The sequence below is a fragment of the Sphingomonas sp. SORGH_AS_0950 genome (genome assembly GCF_030818415.1).
Classification (GTDB): domain Bacteria; phylum Pseudomonadota; class Alphaproteobacteria; order Sphingomonadales; family Sphingomonadaceae; genus Sphingomonas.
The window spans coordinates 3,432,149-3,448,845 of the sequence record NZ_JAUTAE010000001.1 but is presented as its reverse complement, the minus strand read 5'-3'; the positions used below and the strand labels follow the sequence as shown (position 1 = coordinate 3,448,845).

The 16,697-nt window shown below is 67.5% G+C and carries 20 protein-coding genes and 1 pseudogene; 6 read left to right on the top strand and 15 right to left on the bottom strand.

Going from position 1 to position 16,697, the window contains the following annotated elements:
* Positions 1-442: 442 nt before the first annotated feature.
* Together QE385_RS15600 and QE385_RS15595 are read right to left on the bottom strand one after the other, a co-directional pair.
* On the bottom strand, positions 443-691 hold the full coding sequence (locus QE385_RS15600) for a hypothetical protein (RefSeq protein ID WP_307103375.1): 249 nt from the start codon (positions 689-691) through the stop codon (positions 443-445).
* 100 nt (positions 692-791) lie between these two features.
* The gene (locus QE385_RS15595) at positions 792-1,757 is read right to left on the bottom strand and encodes a cysteine synthase A (RefSeq protein ID WP_307103373.1); all 966 of its coding nucleotides are present in this window, start codon (positions 1,755-1,757) and stop codon (positions 792-794) included.
* A 185-nt stretch (positions 1,758-1,942) separates the two neighbouring features.
* Between QE385_RS15595 and QE385_RS15590 the strand changes: the two genes are divergently transcribed.
* The 3 genes from QE385_RS15590 (at position 1,943) to aat (ending at position 3,915) form a co-directional block, all read left to right on the top strand.
* Positions 1,943-2,329 (top strand): hypothetical protein, encoded by a 387-nt coding sequence (locus tag QE385_RS15590; RefSeq protein ID WP_307103371.1) that lies wholly within the window; start codon positions 1,943-1,945, stop codon positions 2,327-2,329.
* 117 nt (positions 2,330-2,446) lie between these two features.
* On the top strand, positions 2,447-3,160 hold the full coding sequence (locus QE385_RS15585; protein ID WP_307103369.1) for a ParA family protein: 714 nt from the start codon (positions 2,447-2,449) through the stop codon (positions 3,158-3,160).
* A complete protein-coding gene (gene aat / locus QE385_RS15580) occupies positions 3,157-3,915 on the top strand; it encodes a leucyl/phenylalanyl-tRNA--protein transferase (RefSeq protein ID WP_307103368.1) in 759 nt (252 codons plus the stop codon). Before QE385_RS15585 ends, aat begins: the two co-directional genes overlap by 4 nt.
* 35 nt (positions 3,916-3,950) lie before the next feature.
* Here the strand turns inward: aat and QE385_RS15575 are convergent.
* The 5 genes and pseudogenes from QE385_RS15575 to QE385_RS15555 form a co-directional block, all read right to left on the bottom strand.
* Positions 3,951-4,184: pseudogene (locus tag QE385_RS15575) on the bottom strand (DUF2155 domain-containing protein); the annotation flags it as partial.
* 206 nt (positions 4,185-4,390) lie between these two features.
* Positions 4,391-4,783 carry an NADH:ubiquinone oxidoreductase subunit NDUFA12 gene (locus QE385_RS15570; RefSeq protein ID WP_307104758.1) on the bottom strand — a complete coding sequence of 131 codons (393 nt, stop codon included), beginning with the start codon at positions 4,781-4,783 and terminating at the stop codon, positions 4,391-4,393.
* A gap of 197 nt (positions 4,784-4,980) precedes the next feature.
* Positions 4,981-5,451, bottom strand: a complete 471-nt coding sequence (locus QE385_RS15565) for a DUF192 domain-containing protein (RefSeq protein WP_373424727.1) — start codon at positions 5,449-5,451, stop codon at positions 4,981-4,983.
* A 36-nt stretch (positions 5,452-5,487) separates the two neighbouring features.
* The gene (locus tag QE385_RS15560) at positions 5,488-6,051 is read right to left on the bottom strand and encodes a cold-shock protein (RefSeq protein WP_307103364.1); all 564 of its coding nucleotides are present in this window, start codon (positions 6,049-6,051) and stop codon (positions 5,488-5,490) included.
* Positions 6,052-6,183: 132 nt separating this feature from the next.
* A complete protein-coding gene (locus QE385_RS15555) occupies positions 6,184-6,714 on the bottom strand; it encodes a regulatory protein RecX (protein WP_307103362.1) in 531 nt (176 codons plus the stop codon).
* Positions 6,715-6,846: 132 nt separating this feature from the next.
* Between QE385_RS15555 and QE385_RS15550 the strand changes: the two genes are divergently transcribed.
* On the top strand, positions 6,847-8,601 hold the full coding sequence (locus QE385_RS15550) for a fatty acyl-AMP ligase (RefSeq protein ID WP_307103361.1): 1,755 nt from the start codon (positions 6,847-6,849) through the stop codon (positions 8,599-8,601).
* Positions 8,602-8,824: 223 nt separating this feature from the next.
* Here QE385_RS15550 and QE385_RS15545 read toward each other — a convergent pair whose 3' ends face one another.
* Genes QE385_RS15545 through QE385_RS15535 form a run of 3 tightly spaced genes read right to left on the bottom strand, consistent with a single transcriptional unit; the run spans position 8,825 to position 10,786 of the window.
* On the bottom strand, positions 8,825-9,163 hold the full coding sequence (locus QE385_RS15545) for a DUF3140 domain-containing protein (protein WP_307103360.1): 339 nt from the start codon (positions 9,161-9,163) through the stop codon (positions 8,825-8,827).
* A 46-nt stretch (positions 9,164-9,209) separates the two neighbouring features.
* Complete coding sequence (locus QE385_RS15540) at positions 9,210-10,592, bottom strand: hypothetical protein (RefSeq protein ID WP_307103358.1); 1,383 nt, start codon at positions 10,590-10,592, stop codon at positions 9,210-9,212.
* Positions 10,589-10,786, bottom strand: coding sequence for a hypothetical protein (locus QE385_RS15535; protein ID WP_307103356.1), 198 nt, complete (start codon positions 10,784-10,786; stop codon positions 10,589-10,591). Before QE385_RS15535 ends, QE385_RS15540 begins: the two co-directional genes overlap by 4 nt.
* 66 nt (positions 10,787-10,852) lie before the next feature.
* Here QE385_RS15535 and QE385_RS15530 point away from each other — a divergent pair, with 66 nt between their 5' ends.
* Positions 10,853-11,302, top strand: a complete 450-nt coding sequence (locus tag QE385_RS15530) for an isochorismatase family protein (RefSeq protein ID WP_307104756.1) — start codon at positions 10,853-10,855, stop codon at positions 11,300-11,302.
* Between the two features lie 165 nt (positions 11,303-11,467).
* On the opposite strand, the gene lpdA is transcribed toward QE385_RS15530, so the two are convergent.
* The 4 genes from lpdA to QE385_RS15510 form a co-directional block, all read right to left on the bottom strand.
* On the bottom strand, positions 11,468-12,880 hold the full coding sequence (gene lpdA, locus QE385_RS15525) for a dihydrolipoyl dehydrogenase (protein WP_307103355.1): 1,413 nt from the start codon (positions 12,878-12,880) through the stop codon (positions 11,468-11,470).
* 64 nt (positions 12,881-12,944) lie between these two features.
* The gene (locus QE385_RS15520) at positions 12,945-13,340 is read right to left on the bottom strand and encodes an acyl-CoA thioesterase (RefSeq protein WP_307103353.1); all 396 of its coding nucleotides are present in this window, start codon (positions 13,338-13,340) and stop codon (positions 12,945-12,947) included.
* Positions 13,337-13,549: a hypothetical protein gene (locus tag QE385_RS15515; protein WP_307103351.1), complete on the bottom strand. Its 213-nt coding sequence runs from the start codon at positions 13,547-13,549 to the stop codon at positions 13,337-13,339. Before QE385_RS15515 ends, QE385_RS15520 begins: the two co-directional genes overlap by 4 nt.
* A 19-nt stretch (positions 13,550-13,568) precedes the next feature.
* Positions 13,569-14,909: a pyruvate dehydrogenase complex dihydrolipoamide acetyltransferase gene (locus QE385_RS15510; protein ID WP_307103349.1), complete on the bottom strand. Its 1,341-nt coding sequence runs from the start codon at positions 14,907-14,909 to the stop codon at positions 13,569-13,571.
* A gap of 130 nt (positions 14,910-15,039) precedes the next feature.
* Between QE385_RS15510 and QE385_RS15505 the strand changes: the two genes are divergently transcribed.
* On the top strand, positions 15,040-15,495 hold the full coding sequence (locus tag QE385_RS15505) for a universal stress protein (protein WP_307103347.1): 456 nt from the start codon (positions 15,040-15,042) through the stop codon (positions 15,493-15,495).
* 126 nt (positions 15,496-15,621) lie between these two features.
* On the opposite strand, the gene trxB is transcribed toward QE385_RS15505, so the two are convergent.
* Positions 15,622-16,590 carry a thioredoxin-disulfide reductase gene (gene trxB, locus QE385_RS15500; RefSeq protein ID WP_307103346.1) on the bottom strand — a complete coding sequence of 323 codons (969 nt, stop codon included), beginning with the start codon at positions 16,588-16,590 and terminating at the stop codon, positions 15,622-15,624.
* Between the last annotated feature and the right edge of the window lie 107 nt (positions 16,591-16,697).

The following is a 16,697-nucleotide window of genomic DNA, read 5'->3' as shown; positions in this document are numbered from 1 at the left end:
ACATCTTCGAAACCCGGCCGATGCCGCGCTCCGACCCATTGCTGGACAATGATGAGCCTGCCCCTCTGTTGGGAATGGGTTTACCTATAGCGTCAACGGGTGGCAACGGGATTTTTGGGGATGATCGGGGAAACGGCTCCTAAATCGCTGTATATGCGACGAACGGCTGGGCGCGGCGCGGGAGGGAGCGCATCGGCGAACTGGCGGAAAAGTGCCGAAAAACGGGCGCGCGAAGCACCGATCCCCGGATTTCCCCGAAGGATTCCCCTCATCGCCAAACGGCGTCGGGAGGTGGCGAGAAAGGCCGCGGGGCGCGACGGCCGAGCCGGGTCATGGGTCGAAGCACGCCCGAATCGGTCTTGATTCGAATCAATCGACGCAATCAGGCGTCGGACCGCACCGCCCCGCTATGACGGGACCGGGTCCAGGCCGGTGTCGCGGATCAGCGGGCGGGTTCGGCGGGCGACTGGGCGTTGACGGGGGCGGGCGCGACGCCGAGTTCGGCCAGCGGTTCGCTGCTGGGGGCGGCCGCGTTCGCCACGGCCATGTCGGCCACCATGTTGCTTTGCGCCGCCCCGGCCGTCTCAACCGGCGGATTGTCGCGATTCAGCGATCCCAGGATGGTGCTGGCGATGGCGATCAACAGGATGACCGCCGCCAGGCCGATCATACCGACCTTCACACGTTGCATGATATGATGGTGGTCGGGTGACTTCATGAAGTGGGTGTAACTATCCTGCGCCTGCACCGATGTCGACCTCTACCACCGGAACGGCCCCACCGTCCCGGATTTAAAGACCCTTCTCCGCCCGCCACGCCGGATTATGGAGCGTGGAGAGGTAGCGAAACCCCGTATCGCACAAAATGGTTGCGATACGCTTGCCCGGCCCCAATGCCTTGGCCAGCGCCACCGCGCCGCCGACATTGATGCCCGACGACAGGCCCAGGCACAGCCCTTCCTCGCTCAGGAGCCGCTGCACCCAGTACCAGCCTTCCGCGTCGGAAATGCGAAATTGCGTGTCGATCGGCGCGCCGTCAAGATTGGCGGTGATCCGCCCCTGCCCGATCCCCTCGGCGACCGACGAGCCTTCGGACTTCAGCTCGCCATGCGCATAATAGTCGTAGAGCGCCGCGCCGTGCGGGTCGCTGAGCGCGATGACGACCGACTCGTCATGCGCCTTCAACCCCATGCCGACGCCCGCCAGCGTACCACCCGTGCCCGCCGCGCAGGTGAAGCCGTCGATCCGCCCGTCCAGCTGGGTCCAGATCTCCTCGGCGGTGCCGACGATATGCGCGCGGCGATTGGCGATATTGTCGAACTGGTTGGCCCAGATGGCATTGTCCGTCTCCTCGGCGATCCGGCGCGAGGTGTGGACGAAGTGACAGGGGCTGGAATAGGGCGCGGCGGGCACCAGGACCAGTTCGGCCCCCAGCGCGCGCAGCGTGTCCATCTTCTCGCGGCTCTGCGTCTCGGGCATCACGATGATCGTGCGATAGCCCTTGGCATTGGCGACCAGCGCCAGCCCGATGCCGGTATTGCCCGCCGTCCCCTCGACGATCGTGCCGCCGGGGCGCAGCGCCCCGCGCGCCTCGGCATCCTCGACGATGAACAGCGCGGCGCGGTCCTTCACGCTGGCGCCCGGATTGGCGAATTCGCATTTGCCGTAAATGTCGCAGCCGGTGGCCTCGCTCGGCCCCTTCAGACGGACGAGCGGGGTGTTGCCGATCAGGGCCAGCGTGTCGGGTGTTGCATCCATGCCCGCTAGATGGCCCCTGCCCCGCCGCTCGGCAAGCAAAGCCTTGCTTGGGAAGCCCCAAGCGCGAGGCCGGGTCGCGGGGCGCGGAGGACGCGGCGGCGCATGCGGAGGCCGGACATTTCGATCCTGACAGCCATCTGCGCGCTTGACGGGGCATTGCTGCATTTGCGAAGCAACGCCTCGCTATGAAGAGCCTTCTCCCCCTCATCGTCGCCGCACCGCTGCTCGCCCTGGCAGCGTGCAATTCCAAGCCCAGCCAGCCCGAGGTGGTCGACACCAACCCCGATCCCATGGCCAATGTCCTGGCCAACCGCGCGCCGGTCGAACTGCCGCCCGCGATCAAGGCCGAAAAGACCTTCCGCTGCAAGGACCAGAGCCTGGCCTACGTCACCTTCTTCCAGGGTGACAAGCAGGCCAATGTCCGCCTGAAGGAAGGCGAGACGCCGGTCGTGCTGAAGGCTCCGGCCGCCGGTGAGCCGCTGACCGCCGAGGGCGGCTGGCGCCTGACGGGTGACGAGAAGACCATCACCCTGACCACCCCGAAAAAGGCTGCGCAGAGCTGCCACGTCTAAGACGTCTTTCTCCATCGTTCCGCAATCGGACGATAGGGACTTGATCGAAATCGGGCCGGCGGGGATACCTCGTCGGCCTTTTTCTTGGGGCAGGCTCGGGAGGTCGGGGGACGAATCGTGGCGGCGATCGCGATCTACAGCATGAAGGGCGGCGTGGGTAAGACCAGCATGGCGGTCAACCTGGCCTGGTGCGCGGCGACCCAATGCGCGCGCCGCACGCTGTTATGGGATCTCGATCCGCAGGCCGCGTCGACCTGGCTACTGGGCGGCCCGGCCCCCGGCGATCAGGCGCAGGCGATCTTTTCGCGCGACGTCGCGGTCGAACGGCTGGTGCGCCGGACCGACACGCCCAACCTGTCGCTGATCGGCGCCGACACCTCGTTGCGCGGGCTCGACCTGCTGTTCCACCAGCTCGACAAGAAGAAGCGGCTGGGCAAGCTGATCGACGGGCTGGATGGCTATGACCGGGTGCTGCTCGACTGCCCGCCGGGGCTGACCGAAACGACCGACCAGGTGCTGCGCGCGGTCGACCTGATCGTGGTGCCGGTGGTCCCCTCCGCGCTGTCGACCCGCGCGCTGGAGGTGGTGGACAGCCATGTCCGGGGCCGCGTGCCGATCCTGCCGGTCCATGTCATGGTCGACCGCCGCCGCCGCCTTCATGCGGAGGCCGTCACCGCCCAGCCCGACTGGCCCGCCATCCCCATGGCCAGCCTGGTCGAAGCGATGGGCGAGCACCGCGCTCCCATCGGCGCCTTCGCCCCGCGCAGTGCGGCGGCGCAGGCCTATGCGACGCTGTGGCGGGCGGTCGAACGGCGGCTGTCGGGCAAATGAGCCGGCGGGATCAGCCGGGCCCGGTCGAGCGGCTGACTCCCCATCTTGTGCTGGGCGCCTATGCCGTGGGGGTGTTCCCCATGGCCGACACGCGCGAGGCCGACCATGTCTATTGGGTCGAGCCCCGCAAGCGCGCGATCCTGCCGCTCGACGGCTTTCACTTGTCGCGCTCGCTGCGCAAGACGGTCGCCGCCGACCGGTTCCGCGTGACCGCCGACACCGCGTTCGAATCGATCATCCGGATGTGCGCCGAAAGCGTGCCCGACCGGCCCGAGACCTGGATCAATTACGCGATCGAGCGGGTCTTCATCGACCTGTTCGACATGGGCTTTGCCCATTCGATCGAATGCTGGGACGGCGAAGAGCTGGTCGGCGGGCTGTACGGCCTGGGGCTGGGCCGCGCCTTTTTCGGCGAATCGATGGTCAGCCGCCGGACCGACGCGTCCAAGGTCGCGATGGTCTGGCTGGTCGCGCGGCTGCGCGCCGGGGGGTACAGCCTGCTCGACTGCCAGTTCCAGACGCCGCATCTGTCGACCATGGGCGCGGTCGAGATCGGGCGCGACGATTATGTCGCGCTGCTGTCCGATGCGTTGGCCGGGGTGGTCGCGCCGGGCGCCTCCGCCTCGGGCGTGTCGGCGGCGGGCGACTTCGCCGCGCTCGACCGCCTGGGCGCCGCGCCGGACGAGGCGGCGGGCACCGTCTCCGGGCCGGTTTCGGGCCAGGACATCGTGCAGCTCTTGGCCCAGACGTCATAGACCGGGTGCTGCACGACGTTCAGCGCCGGGCGTTCCTTGTACAGCCATCCCGAAAAGACGCGCTGCCACCGCTGATTGGCCCCGCGCACGTCCAGCTGGACGAAGGCGCCGGTCAGCTGTTCGGGTTCCCAGGATGCGGTCTTTTCGCAGGCGCGCAGGCGCACGACCGCGTCGCCGACGCGAATCGCCTGGCCCGGCCTCAACGTCAGCTCGCGCGAAACGCCGTTGCGCTTGTTGAGCAGGCCGACCACCGCGACGCGCTCGGCCATCGGCGTGCCGCCGCTGGGCAGGTTCGCCTGGCCCGCATCGACCGATTCGATTCCCGACCCGCCACCGGGGCGGTCGGGCAGGATCTGGCTGACCGCCGCATCCTCGGCGGTCGCCCCGTCCTTATGGGTCAGGGCGTGATAGCCGAACCAGCCCCCCATGCCCAGCGCGGCCGCCAGCGCAGCGCCAGCCAGCCAGCGAGCCGTCTTCACCCCTCGGGCGTCCAGGCTTCGTAATCGCCCGTCGCGGCGGCGCGCTGGCCACCCTTTTCGAGCGCACCGGCCGGGCGATAGGCCATGGCGGTGCCGGTCTGGTTGGGCAGGGTCGGCTTCTGCCACGCGCGACGCAGCGGCAGCGAGCGGTCGGGCACATCCTCGATCTGATGATGCAGCCAGCTGAACCATTCCGCCGGAACCCGGCTGGCATCGTTCGAGCCCTTGTAGATCACCCAGCGGCGCGGGCGTCCGGCGGTGTCGCTGCCGCCTTCATAATAGACATTGCCGTGGGCATCCTCGCCCACCTGCGCCTTGCCGCGCAGACCGAACCAGGTGCCGATGGTGGCGCCGTTCCACCAGGTGAAGGGGTTGAGGTTGATGCCCATGACGCGCCGTGTAGCCCGGCTGTCGCCGCCCTTCAACCGCGTTCCGCATGCATGGGGCACATGAAGCCCCTTCGCCCGGCAGGGGGAGGGGTTTGGGGTGGGAGAAGCGCCGCAAGGGGTTGGCTCGGTGAGCCCCCTGCCCTCCCATCTTCGGGAGTGGCTTGGCGTGGTTCAGAGGTTACCCGCCCCGAACGGCCTCATTTCGCCCAGGACACCGAATCGCCCTCCGACAGGCCCAGTTCGGCCGCGCGGCCGCCGACCAGTTCCAGTACTGCCGCGACCGGCTCGTCCGAGGGGATGGGGGTTTCCGAGAAGGGCGTGGTATTCTCCGCGATGCGCGCGATGGTGCCGTCGGCGCGAATGAAGATGATGTCGAGCGAGGTCGGCGTATTCTTCATCCAGAAACTCGCCTCGCGCGGGCCGCCGCCCTCGGGCGGATAGGGCGCGAACAACATGCCGTCATCGCGCTTCAGGTCGGTGCGGTACATCAGCCCCTGCTGCTGCTCGGCGGCGGTGCGGGCCTGTTCGACGTGCAGCTGCTGCTTGCCCGATGCGGTGGTGATGGTCACCGGCACTTTCGGCGCCTGCTGGGTATCCGCCGTCTTGGCCTGTTCTGAGCCCGAACAGCCGCTCAGCTGGATCGCGGCCAACCCCAGCGCGAGCGCCATGCCGCGCCCCGCCCCCATAGCCCGCTGTCGCACGCCTTACATCCTTTCCGTCACCACCACCGCCAACGGCCCCTTGGGCCCATCGACGATCCGCGCGGCCAGCGGCTGTCCCGGCTCGACCGTGATAAGGCCGCCGCGCCGCAGCGTCTCCATATGCACGAAGATATCCGCCCCGTCGCGGTCGCGCAGCAGAAAGCCATAGCCTTTCAGCCGGTTGAACCATTTGACCGCGACCAGTTCGGGATCGCCCGCGGCATCGACCAGCGTCTCGGGATCGATCCTGTCGGGCGAGCGGGGCCGCTTGGGCATTTCGGGCACGGCATGGGTCAGGTCGATGCTCAACACCTCGCGCGCCTGATAGCCGCGCCCGCGCTCCACCGCGAGCATCTCCACCCGCGCGCCTTCGGGCAGGCTGCGCCGGGCATGCGGCTGAAGCACGGTGAAGTGCAGCAGCACATCCCCGTACGCCCGATCGTCCGCGACCGCGAAGCCGAAGCCGCGCGTCACATCGAACCACTTGACGACCCCCGTCAGCCTTACGGCCGCATCCGCCGCTTCGCCGTCGATGCCGCCCCCTGTATTTGGCGTTTCATCCAGCATCATCGCACCCTTGGATGCATTGCTAGCATCTTTGTTCGCACCCGCAATGCGAGGCGGATCACTTTTTGCTGGTCCGGAGTGGGACGAAACGGCCAAGATTCTTTGCTTGAAGGAAAATTTGCCGAATTTGGATCAATATTCCCGGTCGTCGATCATCTCGCCGGGCGCCGCCGACACGATCTGCCGGGCCAATGCCATGTCGTGACCGGCGCGCAGCATCGCCGCGAACTGCTTCTCGCGAAGCGCGCGATCCGCCTCGCCGTCACCGAAAGGCCCGATTCGCCGCCGCCGGGCAAAGGCCAGCGCGGCGTCGCGCGCCGCCTCCGCCACCTGCCCGGCAATCGCCTCGTGATCCTCGGGCCCGACCCGCGCCGCCTGCAGCGCCTGCCGCACCCGCCGCGCCCCCAGCCCCCGGCGCGCCAGCGACGCCGCCTTCATTTCGGCATAGGCGCGGTCGTCGATATAGCGCAGCTCGACCATCCTGGCGGCCAGCCCGCGCGGATCGGGCGCATCCTCCCCCGCCCAGCCGCGTTCGCGCAGCTTGCGGGTCAGATATTCGACCAGCTTGCCCTCGGTCGTCGCGAAACGCTCGACATAGCGCAGCGCGATCTGCTCCAGCAATTTGGGATCAAGGGGCTTTGGCGGGCGACGATCGGCAGACACGCCTTGTTTGTGCCACACTGACACTGGAATTAGAACGCGGGAAGCCGCCGTCCATCCGGCGAAAGAATCATACTCGTCTCCGCGGCCCCGCGGCCCGGACGACGCAAGAGCATAAGGAACGAAGGCAAGGCCATGACGATCGAGCACCATCAGGACGACGCGCGCGCCATCATCGCGACGCCGACCGAAGATGCGCTGCCGCGCCGCTTCGCCGACTTCGACACGCTGGGCGAGGCGCTGGACTATGCCGCCTCGGGCTCGCGCGGTCTGAACTTCCACGATGCGCGCGGGGTCCTGACCCGTCCCTATCCCTTCTCCGAGCTGCGCGACGACGCGCTGGCGTGCGCCCGCCGGCTGATCGCCAGCGGCATCCGCCCCGAGGATCGCATCGCGCTGGTCGCCGAGACGGGCCCGGAATTCGCCGCCCTTTTCTTCGGCGTGATCTATGCGGGCGCCTGGCCGGTGCCGCTGCCGCTGCCGACTTCGTTCGGCGGGCGCGACAGCTATATCGAGCAGCTGCGCGTCCAGCTCGCCAGCTGCGACCCCAAGATGCTGATCTTCCCGCCCGAGCTTGCCCAGATGGCGGGCGCGGCGGCCGAGGCAGCCGGGTGCGAGGGCATCGACTGGGACAGCTTCGCCCAGCGCGCGGCGCCCGAGACGGAGATGCCGAAGGCCGATCCGCAGGCGATCGCCTATCTGCAATATTCCAGCGGCTCGACCCGCTTTCCGCATGGCGTGGCGATCACCCACCATGCGCTGCTCAACAATCTGGCGGCGCACAGCCATGGCATGAAGATCCAGGAGAGCGACCGCTGCGTCTCGTGGCTGCCCTGGTATCACGACATGGGCCTGGTCGGCTGCTTCCTGTCGCCGGTCGCCAACCAGGTGTCGACCGATTACCTGAAGACTGAGGATTTCGCGCGTCGCCCGCTGGCGTGGCTCGACATGATCAGCCGCAATCCGGGCACCTCGGTCAGCTATTCGCCGACCTTCGGCTATGACATCTGCGCGCGCCGCATCTCATCGCAGACCAAGGCGTCGGACCGTTTCGACCTGTCGCGCTGGCGGATCGCGGGCAATGGCGCGGACATGATCCGCCCCGACGTCATGCAGTCCTTCGTCGACGCCTTTGCCGATGCGGGCTTCCAGGCGACCGCCTTCCTGCCCTCCTATGGTCTGGCCGAGGCGACGCTGGCGGTGTCGATCATGCCGCCGGGCGAAGGCATCCGCGTCGAACTGGTCGAGGAAACCCAGCTGTCGGGCGGCGCACGCGGCACCGACCGGCCGCAGCGTTTCCGTGCCATCGTCAATTGCGGCAAGCCCGCGCGCGACATGGTGATCGAAATCCGCGAGGAGGACGGCACGCCGCTGCCCGACGGGGCGATCGGCAAGGTGTGGTGCAAGGGACCGTCGGTCATGGTCGGATATTTCCGCGACCAGGCCGCGACCGAAGCCTGCATGGTCGATGGCTGGCTCGACACCGGCGACATGGGCTATATGTCCAAGGGCTATATCTACATCGTCGGCCGCGCCAAGGACATGATCATCGTCAACGGCCGCAACCACTGGCCGCAGGATATCGAATGGGCGGTCGAGCAGCTGCCGGGCTTCAAGGCGGGCGACATCGCCGCCTTCGCCATCACGACGCCCGGCGGCGAGGAAACCCCCGCCGTGCTGGTCCAGTGCCGCAGCTCGGACGACGAGGAGCGCGCCCGCCTGCGCGACGAGATCCGCGAGCGCGTGCGCGCGGTGACCGGCATGAACTGCGTCATCGAACTGATCCCACCGCGCACCCTGCCCCGCACCAGCTCGGGCAAGCTGAGCCGCGCCAAGGCCCGCAACCTGTATCTGGCGGGCGAGATCAAGCCGTACGACGTCGCGGCCTGATTTTCCCATCGGGGGCAAAGAAGGGCTCGGTCGAAAGACCGGGCCCTTTTTCCATCTCTATCACCTTGGAGCCGGTATCCCCATCCCCCCGTTCAGCCTGAGCGAAGTCGAAGGCCAAGGGAATCCGGTCGCTCCCACTCCATCCACCACCCCGGCGAAGGCGTGGGGTGAGGACGAGGCGTGGCCTTCGACTTCGCTCAGGCTGAACGGCGTTCCGGGCATCTCAATCCTTCAGCGGGTCATGCCCCCAGTTCATCAGCGAATAGCGCCATGGCGAATGCTCGACATCCTTGTCGGGGCCGCCCTGCTTCAGATGCCGGTGCACATAGCCGATGACCTTCTTCATATGCGCATAGTCGTCGTCGGTCAGATCGGCCTTCTTCTTGCGCTTGATCGCGACGATCTTGCCGCCCGATTCATGCCCCACGCTTTCGTCGGCGCCGTCCTTCTTCTGCCCGACCTCCTTCGACTCGTCACTGTCGAGGAATTTCTCGAGTTCGGCGGGGGCCATGTTCACGGCCTCCTTGAAGTCGGCATAGATCTGGTCGTGGTCGTCGGCCATTTGCGGCTCCTTTCGGCGGGGTAACGCCGCCGACCGGATTTCGGGTTCAGACCAGCATGCCCTGATAGCTTTGCGGCGGCACGGCCATGGTCGCGCGTGCGATGCCGCCGAGCAGCAGCACCGCGACCAACGCCGCCAGCGTCGCGCGGACGATGCGCCGGTCGCCCTGCCACGGCTTGGCCAGGATCAGCCCGAGCGCGCAGGCCATGACCGGCCACAGGTGATAGCGGAAATCCGAGGCGACGCTGATGACCAGGAAGCTGGCCTCCAGCCCCAGCGCCGATCCGAACAACGCCCCCGCCAGCCCGCTCCCCCGCGTCACCGCCAGGCCGCCCGCCGCCAGGATGATCCAGACGATCGGCCACATGACCGGCGCGTCGACCCAGGGGCTCGCCATGCGCTGCCACGTCAGCGCGACGGGCCCCGGATGGCCCAGGCCATAGTCGTTCGGCTCGCTGCCCTGGGGCGGCACGGCATTGGGCCAGCGCGGCGGCACCCACAGACGCCAGGTCGAATTGACATGCGCCAGCCGCTGCGCCGCATAGGCGAGCGGATGATGCAGCATGGCGGGGGCGAGCCGGGCGTAGAGACGCGAAGGCGGGATCGTCTCGAACCGCTGCAACCGGGTGCCGCACCGCGCGGGCTCGCCCAGCGGGTCCCAGAAGAACGGCTTCACGCACCCCTTGGCGCGGATTTCGGCGACTTCCTGCGGAGAGAAACCCAGCCGCACGTCATAGGGCACCCGCACGGCGATTCCGGCCAGATCGTACAGCGCCTGCGATCGCGCGACGCCGCTGGGCTTCGCGCCGAAGAGCTTGTGATTGACGAGCGGCGCGACCGCCAGCGTCGCCAGCGTCAGCGCGACGGTGATCGCGATCCGGCGGCCCCAGCGATCGGCGACGAGCAAGGCGACCAGCGGAGCGATGGCGAAGATCGCATTGGCCCGGACCAGCGCCGCATAGGCGAGCAGCATGCCCGCCGCCGCCCAGCCCCATCCGGGAACACGCTGCCCGCGCAATCGCCACCAGCCGAGGATGCCGACCGCCGCCAGCGCCGCACCGGTCATCTGCGCGTCCTTCAGGATCGCCACCTGCCAGCCCAGCCAGGGCGGCACCAGTCCGACCGCCAGCACGCCCAGCGCCGCGCGCGGCCGCCGGTCGACGATCGCCGCCGCGATGCACCCCAGCCCCAGCCACCATGTCGCCAGTTGCAGGACCAGCATCGGCCGCGCCCCCTGTCCCGGAAACAGCGACCAGAGCCGCGCCATGATCGGCGGGTGCCAGTCGTCATATGTCCCGGTCAGCGCCTGCGCATATTGGCCCACACTGTCATATTCGACATAGCCCGGCGCGAAGATCAGCAGGCTCAGCCCGAACAGGATCAGCGCCGCGATGGCGATGCGCAGGCGGTGGGAAAGGGCTCGGGTCATGGCTCGCCGGTCGAACTGTTGCGGATGCGACCGATGCGGCCAAAACCATCCGTTTCGCAAGCGGAATGCGGCAGGATGGCCCGGATAGGCCGATCGGCCATCGCCTTTGCCCGGCCCCCCGCGTGGATTAGGGACAGTGCAGCGAAGATGGGGGAGCGAGTGGGTATGACCAGCGCCTTGGTGATCATCGACATGCAACAGGCGATGCACGACCGGATCGAGGCCGGGGTCCGCACGTCAACGGGGATGCCCCCGCCAGGATCGAGGCGCTGGCCGAGGCGTTTCGCGGGGCCGGGCGGCCGGTCATCCATATCCGCCATGCCGAAGCCGACCCGACCTCGCCGCTGCACCCCGACGCGCCGGGCTATCCGCCAATGGCCTGTGCGGTAGAGCGGCCCGGTGAGGCGATCTTCGTGAAGCGCAGTTCCTCCGCCTTCGCCACGACGCCGCTGGCGGCGCATCTGCACGAACAGGGGTTGTCGCATCTCCACATCGTCGGGGCGGTGGCGGGGTTCTGCGTCAATTCGACGGCGCGTGCGGCCTCCGATCTGGGCTTTGCGGTGACGGTGGTGCCGGATGCGGTGCTGGGCTTCGACCTGCCCTCCGCCGGGCTGGAGGCGGAGGCGATCTTCGATGTCACCATGGGGTTGCTGGCGGCGGATTTCGCCGAATTGCGCGACAGCGAGGCCGTGCTCGCCGGATTGGGGTGAGGGTTGGGCGTGGCCTTCGACTTCGCTCAGGCTGAACGGGGGTTGGGGAGCGGCATCATTCCCTCGCTCCGTTCAGCCTGAGCGAAGTCGAAGGCCACGGGCATCCCCCAATAAAAAAGGGGCCCGCCGCAGCGAGCCCCTCACCCGTAATCCGATCCGTAAAAATCAGATGTGCAGCGCGCGCCCATAGGCGGCCAGCACCGACTCGTGCATCGATTCCGAGATGGTCGGATGCGCGAACACCGTTTCCATCAGCTCGGCTTCGGTCGTCTCCAGCTGGCGGGCGACGACATAGCCCTGGATCATCTCGGTCACTTCCGCGCCGACCATGTGCGCGCCCAGCAGCTCGCCGGTCTTGGCGTCGAACACGGTCTTCACGAAACCCTCGGCCTCGCCCAGCGCGATCGCCTTGCCGTTGCCGATAAAGGGGAACTTGCCGACCTTCACTTCGTAACCGGCTTCCTTGGCCTTCGCTTCGGTCAGGCCGACGCTGGCGACCTGCGGACGCGAATAGGTGCAGCCCGGGATGTTGCCCTTGTCCATCGCGTGCGGGTGGACGTCCTTGTTGCCCAGCGCCTGCGCGATGGCCTCGGCGGCGATCACGCCCTCATGGCTCGCCTTGTGCGCCAGCCAGGGCGCGCCCGTCACGTCGCCGATCGCCCAGATGCCGTCGACATTGGTGCGGCCATAGCCGTCGGTCTTGATGTGACCGCGATCGGTGGTGATGCCCAGCTTCTCCAGGCCGATATTCTCGGTGTTGGGGACGATGCCGATGGCGACGATCGCATGGCTGAACTCGGCGGTCTCGACCTTGCCGTCGGGGCCCTTCATCGCGGCCTTCACGCCCGATGTGGTCGCCTCCAGCTTTTCCAGGCCGGTCTTGGTCTTGATGGTCATGCCGAACTTGGTCAGCTGCTTGGTCATGAACTCGCTGACTTCGGCGTCCTCGACCGGCATGATCCGGTCGAGCATCTCGACGATGGTCACTTCCGCGCCCATGTCGTTGTAGAAGCTGGCGAACTCGACGCCGATCGCACCCGATCCGATGACCAGCAGCTTGGTCGGCATGGCGGGCGGCACCATCGCATGGCGATAGGTCCAGATGCGCTCGCCATCCGCCTTGGCGAAGGGCAGGTCGCGGGCACGCGCCCCGGTGGCGACGATGATGTGCTTGGCGGTCAGTTCGGTGGTCTTGTCGCCCTGGGCGACCGACAGCTCGCCCTTGGCGGTGATCGTACCGACGCCCTCATGGACCGCGACCTTGTTCTTCTTCATCAGGCCCTTGACGCCCGCGTTCAGCTGGCCCGCCACCTTGCGGCTGCGATCGACCACCTTGTCCAGGCTGAACGAGGGCTTTTCGACCGACAGGCCGTATTGCGCGGCGTGGGTCATGTAGTGATACACCTCGGCCGAGCGCAGCAGTGCCTTGGTCGGGATGCAGCCCCAGTTGAGGCAGATGCCGCCCAGCCGCTCGCGCTCGACGATCGCGACCTTCAGGCCAAGCTGGCTCGCGCGGATCGCCGCGACATAGCCGCCGGGGCCGGAGCCGAGGACGATAAGGTCGTAAGTGTCAGCCACGTTGCTCTTCCTTCTGAACGCGCGCCTTGGCGGTGCGTGGGGTGTGACCCCGAGAAAATTTCAATCAGTCTTGCGCGGGGGTCAGCGGCGGAACGCTGCGCGGCTTGCGGTCCTTGTCGGTCGCGACGAACACGAAGCGGGCCTGCGTCACCTTGGTCGCATCTTCGACGTGGCGGGCGCGGCGCCAGGCCTCGACCTCGATCGTCATCGACGTGTTGCCGACGCGGACCAGCGTCGCATAGACCGACACCTCGTCGCCGACGAGTACGGGGGCGTGGAACTTCATCCCCTCCGCCGCGATCGTGACCGCGCGGCCGCCCGAATGGCGCGAGGCCACCGAACCCGCCGCCAGATCCATCTGGCCCATCAGCCAGCCGCCAAAGATATCGCCATAAGGATTGGCGTCGGACGGCATGGCGGTGACGCGGATGGTGGGGTTCTGATCGGGCAGCGTGCTCATTGTTCGGCGTGTCTCCGTGCCATGCGGTCGGCGATGCGCGCCCGGTGGAGCGGACCGATGCCCATCGCCATCGTCGCAACCATCGCCGCCACGCCGCACCACCAGATTTCGGTGCGGCCCAGCGGATAAGCCCAGGCCGCGGCCCAGGTCATGACGAGCGCCGCGATCAGCCCCAGGCCGATATAGAACAGCTCGATCCGAACCCGCATGGCGCCCGCCCCCGGTCTATCAGGCCAGCATCGCCAGCGGACGCTCGACCAGCTCCTTGAACACCTTCATCAGCTCGGCGCCATCGGCCCCGTCAATCGCGCGGTGGTCGAAGCTGCCGGTCGCCGACATGACGGTCGCCACGCCCAGCTGGTCGTCGACGATATAGGGACGCTTCTCGCCCGCGCCGATCGCCAGGATCATGCCCTGCGGCGGGTTGATGACCGCCTCGAACTGCTTGATGCCGAACATGCCCATGTTCGAGATCGAGGCGGTGCCGCCCTGGAATTCATGCGGCTGCAGCTTGTTGTCGCGGGCGCGGGTGGCCAGGTCCTTCATCGTGGTCGAGATGGACGACAGCGAGCGCGTATCGGCTTCCGACACGATCGGGGTGATGAGGCCCGCCGGGGTCGACACCGCGACCGAGATGTCGGCGCGCTTGAAGCTGATCAGCTGGTCGGGCGTGAACATGACGTTGCACTTCGGCACCGCCATCAGCGCGACGCCAAGCGCCTTGATGAGCATGTCGTTGACCGACAGCTTGACGCCACGCGATTCGAGACCGGCGTTCAGTTCGCCACGCAGCTTGAGCAGCGCGTCGAGGCGCACGTCCACCGTCAGATAGATGTGCGGAACCTGCTGCTTCGACTCGGTCAGGCGACGCGCGATCGTCTTGCGCATGTTGGACAGCTTCGACGCCTCGTGCGGGATATCCGGCACCTGCGCGGGCTTCGGCGCGGCGACGGGGGCCGAGGCGGTTTCCGCCGGAGCCGAGGTCGACGCGGCCGGAGCCGCAGCCTTGGCCTGGCCCGGCTGCGCATTCTCGACGTCCGCCTTCACGATGCGGCCGTTCGGGCCCGATCCGGTCAGCGCCGTCAGGTCGAGACCCTTTTGCGAGGCGATGCGGCGCGCCAGCGGGCTGGCGATCGCGCGGCCGCCCTGGCCGGCCTGCTTGCCCGAATCGGCGGGCTTGCCATGATCCTCGGCCTGTTCGACCGTGCGCTCGACGGGCTTGGCTTCGGTGCCGGTCTTGTTGGGATCGGTGGGGTCGGTCGGCATCGGATTGGCCGGAGCCGGGGTTTCCGACTTGGACGGCGCCTGAACCGACGCGGCGTCCTCGCCCTCTTCGGCCAGGATCGCGATGACGGTGCCGACCTTCACATTGTCCGAACCCTCGGCGACGAGGATCTTGGCGATCACGCCTTCATCCACCGCCTCGAATTCCATCGTGGCCTTGTCGGTTTCGATCTCAGCCATGATATCGCCGGACTTCACCGTATCCCCTTCCTTCACCAGCCATTTGGCCAGCGTGCCTTCCTCCATGGTCGGCGACAGCGCGGGCATCTTGATCTCGATCGACATGGAGGTCCTCTCGGGGCAAACCAATTCCGTAGCGGCCCGTCTCTTGCGCCCGAATTGCGCCCGGTCAAGTCATGGCCTTGCACGAAATGTTATGTAACGGCATCCATTCGACACAAATTGGGGGGCCGCCATGCGTATCTATCTGGTCGTGATCGACGACAGTCCGGAATCGGTGATCGCCCTGCGCTTTGCTGCGCGACGCGCGGTGAAGACGGGCGGCGGCGTCGAGATACTGACCGTCCTGCCGCCGCAGGAATTCATCGCGTTCGGCGGCGTCCAGGCGACGATCGAGGACGAGGCGCGCCAGCAGGCCGAGGCGCTGGTCGCGAGCGCGGCGGGCACGCTGCTCGACGAATCGGGGCTGCGTCCCTCGATCACGGTGCGCGAGGGCGATGCGCCCAAAGTGATCCGCGAGATGATCGCGGCCAATCCCGACATCGCCGCGCTGGTGCTGGGCGCCGCCGCCAGCGGCGCGCCGGGCAAGCTGGTCAGCCATTTCTCGGGCACCGATGCGGGCGCGCTGCCCGTGCCGGTGATGATCATTCCAGGGTCGCTGACGCTGGAGGCGATCGATCGGTTGAGTTAAAATAAATTCCGCCCCTGCAAGGGGGGGACCAGCGAAGCTGGTGGAGGGATGTCTCCGCCGATGGTGAAACCCCTCCGTCAGTCCTGCGGACTGCCACCTCCCCTTGCAGGGGAGGAATGCGCGCGGTTACTCCGCCGCCTTGGCCAGATCCTCGAACTCGGCCGCCGCCAGGAAGCGCTCGGCATCCAGCGCGGCCATGCAGCCGGTGCCCGCCGCCGTCACCGCCTGACGATAGACCTTGTCCGCCACGTCGCCGCACGCGAATACGCCCGGCACGCTCGTCCGGGTCGAACCGGTCTCCACCGCGATATAGCCGTCCGAATCCAGCTCCAGATGCCCGCGGAACAGCTCGGTCGCCGGATGATGGCCGATCGCGACGAAACCGCCCTCCACGTCCAGGCGGCTATGCTCGCCCGTGACCGTATCGAGCAGGTCGAGCGCGACGAGGCCGGCATTGCCGCCGCCGTCGACGAACTCGCGAACTTCCTTGTTCCACAGCACCTTGACGTTGGGATGCGCGAACAGCCGCTCCTGCAGGATGCGCTCGGCGCGCAGCGAATCGCGGCGGTGGATCAGCGTCACGTCGTCGCTATGGTTGGTCAGGTACAGCGCCTCCTCGACCGCGGTATTGCCGCCGCCGATCACCGCGACCTTCTTGCCGCGATAGAAGAAGCCGTCGCAGGTCGCGCAGGCCGACACGCCCTTGCCCTTCATCGCGTCCTCGCTGTCCAGGCCCAGCCACTTGGCCTGCGCGCCCGTCGCGATGACCAGCACCTCGCCCTCATAGACGTCGCCGCCGTCGCCGATCAGGCGGAACGGGCGGTTGGTCAGGTCGACTTGCGTGATCGTGTCCCACATCATCCGCGCGCCGACATGTTCCGCCTGCTTCTGCATCTGCTCCATCAGCCAGGGGCCCTGGATGACGTCGGCAAAGCCCGGATAATTCTCGACATCGGTCGTGGTGGTCAGCTGGCCGCCCGGCTGGATGCCCTGCACCACGATCGGCTGCATGCCTGCACGCGCGCCGTAAATGGCCGCGGACAGCCCGGCGGGGCCCGAGCCGAGGATGAGCATGCGGGTGGCGTGGGTGGTCATGTCATAGTCCTGTGAAGCATGTTTGCGCCCTAGATAGTCGCGCGAGCGACAAAAATGAACCGCTTCTCATGCGGCCATTCGGCGCTAGCTTCGTTTGACGCTGCAAG

Bases quoted from the DNA above. Each gene is read 5' to 3' on its own strand.
- QE385_RS15545 (WP_307103360.1), bottom strand. From the start codon at position 9,163: ATGGCCGACGACCACGACCAGATCTATGCCGACTTCAAGGAGGCCGTG.
- QE385_RS15505 (WP_307103347.1), top strand. From the start codon at position 15,040: ATGCGTATCTATCTGGTCGTGATCGACGACAGTCCGGAATCGGTGATC.
- trxB (WP_307103346.1), bottom strand. From the start codon at position 16,590: ATGACCACCCACGCCACCCGCATGCTCATCCTCGGCTCGGGCCCCGCC.
- QE385_RS15520 (WP_307103353.1), bottom strand. From the start codon at position 13,340: ATGAGCACGCTGCCCGATCAGAACCCCACCATCCGCGTCACCGCCATG.
- QE385_RS15560 (WP_307103364.1), bottom strand. From the start codon at position 6,051: ATGCTGGATGAAACGCCAAATACAGGGGGCGGCATCGACGGCGAAGCG.
- QE385_RS15510 (WP_307103349.1), bottom strand. From the start codon at position 14,909: ATGTCGATCGAGATCAAGATGCCCGCGCTGTCGCCGACCATGGAGGAA.
- QE385_RS15515 (WP_307103351.1), bottom strand. From the start codon at position 13,549: ATGCGGGTTCGGATCGAGCTGTTCTATATCGGCCTGGGGCTGATCGCG.
- QE385_RS15540 (WP_307103358.1), bottom strand. From the start codon at position 10,592: ATGACCCGAGCCCTTTCCCACCGCCTGCGCATCGCCATCGCGGCGCTG.
- QE385_RS15565 (WP_373424727.1), bottom strand. From the start codon at position 5,451: ATGGCGCTCGCGCTGGGGTTGGCCGCGATCCAGCTGAGCGGCTGTTCG.
- QE385_RS15595 (WP_307103373.1), bottom strand. From the start codon at position 1,757: ATGGATGCAACACCCGACACGCTGGCCCTGATCGGCAACACCCCGCTC.
- QE385_RS15550 (WP_307103361.1), top strand. From the start codon at position 6,847: ATGACGATCGAGCACCATCAGGACGACGCGCGCGCCATCATCGCGACG.
- QE385_RS15600 (WP_307103375.1), bottom strand. From the start codon at position 691: ATGCAACGTGTGAAGGTCGGTATGATCGGCCTGGCGGCGGTCATCCTG.
- QE385_RS15590 (WP_307103371.1), top strand. From the start codon at position 1,943: ATGAAGAGCCTTCTCCCCCTCATCGTCGCCGCACCGCTGCTCGCCCTG.
- QE385_RS15535 (WP_307103356.1), bottom strand. From the start codon at position 10,786: ATGTCGATGATCACCAAGGCGCTGGTCATACCCACTCGCTCCCCCATC.
- aat (WP_307103368.1), top strand. From the start codon at position 3,157: ATGAGCCGGCGGGATCAGCCGGGCCCGGTCGAGCGGCTGACTCCCCAT.
- QE385_RS15570 (WP_307104758.1), bottom strand. From the start codon at position 4,783: ATGGGCATCAACCTCAACCCCTTCACCTGGTGGAACGGCGCCACCATC.